The organism is Bifidobacterium biavatii DSM 23969 (assembly GCF_000741165.1).
Classification (GTDB): Bacteria; Actinomycetota; Actinomycetes; order Actinomycetales; family Bifidobacteriaceae; genus Bifidobacterium; species Bifidobacterium biavatii.
Map to the genome: position 1 here is coordinate 1 of NZ_JGYN01000052.1, position 3,177 is coordinate 3,177.

A 3,177-nucleotide genomic window follows, 5' to 3' on the forward strand; every position below is an offset into this window, starting at 1 on the left:
GCCGCGTGCGCATCGCCAACGGACGCCTGAGCGCGACGATCGAGGCCGACGGCACCGTCTCGTCGCTGACCGACGAGGCGCACGACCGCGAGCTCGTACCGGCCGGCGCCGCGCTCGGCCGCTACGAGCTCATGAAGGACGAGCCCGCCGTGTGGGACGCGTGGGAAATCGAACGCGAATCGCTGCTCATGGGCCGCGGCATGAACGGCCGGGTGACCGGCGCGCGCGTCGACGAGTCCGGCGCCGCGATCGTCGCCGTGCAGACTCGCGACGGCGACACCGTGATCGACACGACGATCACGCTCCGGCCGGGCGCCGCACAGCTCGACTTCCACGCGGACATCGACTGGCACGAGCGCGAACGCTTCCTCAAGGTCGACCTGCCGCTCGCCGTCACCGCCGAACGCGCCACCTACGACTGCCAGTACGGTCTGGTCACGCGTCCGATCGTCAAGAACAGCGCGTCCGACGAAGCCAAGTTCGAAAGCTGCACCAACCGGTTCGCGATCATCGCCGAACCGAACTATGCGGCCGCCGTCGTCAACGGTTCGATCTACGGCTCCGACGCCGCGCCGATCGCCGGCAACGGCCCGCTCGGCGCAGGCCGGGGCACCATGTTCCGCCTGTCGCTGCTGTCTGCGCCCACTTATCCCGACCCGCGCACCGACATCGGCCGTCACGCGTTCGACTGGGCCGTCGTGCCCGGCGCGACGCTCGACGGCACGATCGACGCGGCATGCGCGATGAACGCGCCCGTGCTGCACGACGCGCCCGTGATCGACCCGCTTGTCTCGATCGACACGACCGACGGCACCGCGGTGCTCGACTGGGTCAAGCTCGCCGACGACGGATCGGGCGACCTGATCGCGCGCGTGTACGAAACCGCTGGCGGACACGCGACCGCGCGACTGCACGTCGCCGACAGGCTGCGCGGTACGACCGTGCGCGAAACCGGCGAGCTCGAAGACAACGAGCTCGCCGACGACCTGCCCGTCGCGCTCGCGGGCGAAGCCGGACAGCCGGCCGACGGGGCGACGCTCAAGCTCGGCCCGTTCCAGCTGGCCACGCTGCGCATCGAACGGTAGATTCGCGCGCCGCCGTCCCGACCTTTCCGAACCGGGGGAGCGGGACGGCGGCCACCTCCGCCAACCGGCATCCAACAACGTCAACCAATCACAACACCATCAGCAAAGGAGCCGAACTTCACATGTTCCTCATGCCCAACCAGCAGCTCGACCGCTGCGACCGCGTGATGTGGCAGCGCGTCGAACCGCACATCCACACCACCCTGTCGTCCTGCACGCTGCGTTCGCACGACAACCCCGGCGAACCCGTGCCCTCCGGCGAATTCCTCGCGCAGGTGCGCGCCGGCGAAGTCGAATTCAAGCCGTTCGCCATCCCCGGCACCTGGGGCACCACCTGGGGCACCACCTGGTTCGAGGTGACCGGCCGCGTCGACCGCGAGGCGGCCAAGGGCCGCAAGGTCGAACTCATGGTCGACCTCGGCTGGCTCGGCCATCGCGGCCCGGGCTTCCAGTCCGAAGGCCTCGTCTACCGCGCCGACGGCACCGCCATCAAATCCGCCAACCCGAAGAACCACTGGATCCCGCTCGTCTACGCCGACGGCACCAGCACCGTCGACCTCGACGAGGACGGCAACTTCACCGTCTACATCGAGGCGGCCGCCAACCCGTTCGTCGAAGGCCCGACCCCGTTCTCGCCCACCGAACTCGGCGAAGGCCCGACCGGCAAGTACGACTTCCCGTACACGCTGAGCCGCATGGACGTCACCGTGTTCAACGAGGACGTGTTCGCCTACTACATGGACCTCGAAACCGTCGAATCCCTGATGCGCGAGCTCAAGGATGACGATCCGCGCTACTGGCAGCTCGCCAAGGCGCTCCAGCGCTCGCTCAACGCGTACGACGAGCGCAACATCGACGGCACGCTCTCCGCCGCACGCGAGGAACTGGCCGGCGTGCTGGCCGAACACGCGTCCTCCAGCGCGATCAACCACATCGCCATCGGCCACGCGCACATCGACTCCGCATGGCTGTGGCCGGTGCGCGAGACGCGCCGCAAGGTGGCCCGCACCGTCTCCAACGTGCTTGCGCTCATGGACGAGGACCCGGACTTCAAGTACGCGATGAGCTCCGCCCAGCAGTACGAGTGGCTCGAAGCCGAGCATCCGGACCTGTTCCGCCGCATGATGGAACGCGTCAAGGAGGGCCGGTTCATTCCGGTCGGCGGCATGTGGGTCGAATCCGACAACATGATTCCCGCCGGCGAGTCGCTGGTGCGCCAGATCACGTTCGGCCGTCGCTACTTCAAGGAGCACCTCGGCGTCGAGCCGCGCGGCGTGTGGCTGCCGGACAGCTTCGGCTACACCGGCTCGTGGCCGCAGATCGCGCGCCGCGCCGGCTTCGACTGGTTCCTCACGCAGAAGATCTCGTGGAACGACTGCACCAAGTTCCCGCACCACTCGTTCATGTGGGAGGGCGTCGACGGCACGCGCATCCTCACGCACTTCCCGCCGTCCGACACGTACTGCTCGTCCATGAGCATGCACGAGCTCATGTACTCGCAGCGCAACTTCCTCGACAAGGACCTGTCGCGCAACGCGATCCTGCTGTACGGCTTCGGAGACGGCGGCGGCGGCCCCACCCGCGAGATGACCGCGCGCATCCGCCGCGACCGCGACCTCGCCGGCGCCCCGAAGATCGACTTTGGCACCCCGGACGAGCTGTTCGACCGCGTGCGCAAGGACATCGTCGACGACGCGCGCGGCGAAACCCCGGTGTTCAAGGGCGAGCTGTACCTCGAACTGCACCGCGGCACGCTCACCGCTCAGCAGGACATGAAGCGCGGCTGCCGCAACGAGGAAGCCATGCTGCGCGTGACGGAATACCTGTGCGCCGCGGCCCGCGTCAAGAACCCGGGCTACGTCTACCCGCGCGAGGAGATGGACCGCATCTGGAAGACGCTGCTGCTCAACCAGTTCCACGACATCCTGCCCGGCTCCGCGATCGCGTGGGTGCACCGCCAGGCACGCGCCGAATACGCGCGCGACATCGCCCGACTGCGCGAGATCGCGCTCGAGGCGGGCGCGGCGATCGCCGCCGTCGAACCGGCCGACGGGACCATTGCGGACGCGGTGATCACCCCGTACTCGCGCGA

The 3,177-nt window shown here is 68.6% G+C and carries 2 protein-coding genes; both read left to right on the forward strand.

Features of this window, described 5'->3' with window-relative positions:
* Positions 1 to 1,085 (forward strand): glycoside hydrolase family 38 C-terminal domain-containing protein (locus tag BBIA_RS12955; protein ID WP_035138551.1); only part of this gene is annotated, 1,085 nt, incomplete at its 5' end.
* A gap of 122 nt (positions 1,086 to 1,207) precedes the next feature.
* On the forward strand, positions 1,208 to 3,177 hold a 1,970-nt coding region (locus BBIA_RS12960; RefSeq protein ID WP_035138553.1), incomplete at its 3' end, for an alpha-mannosidase.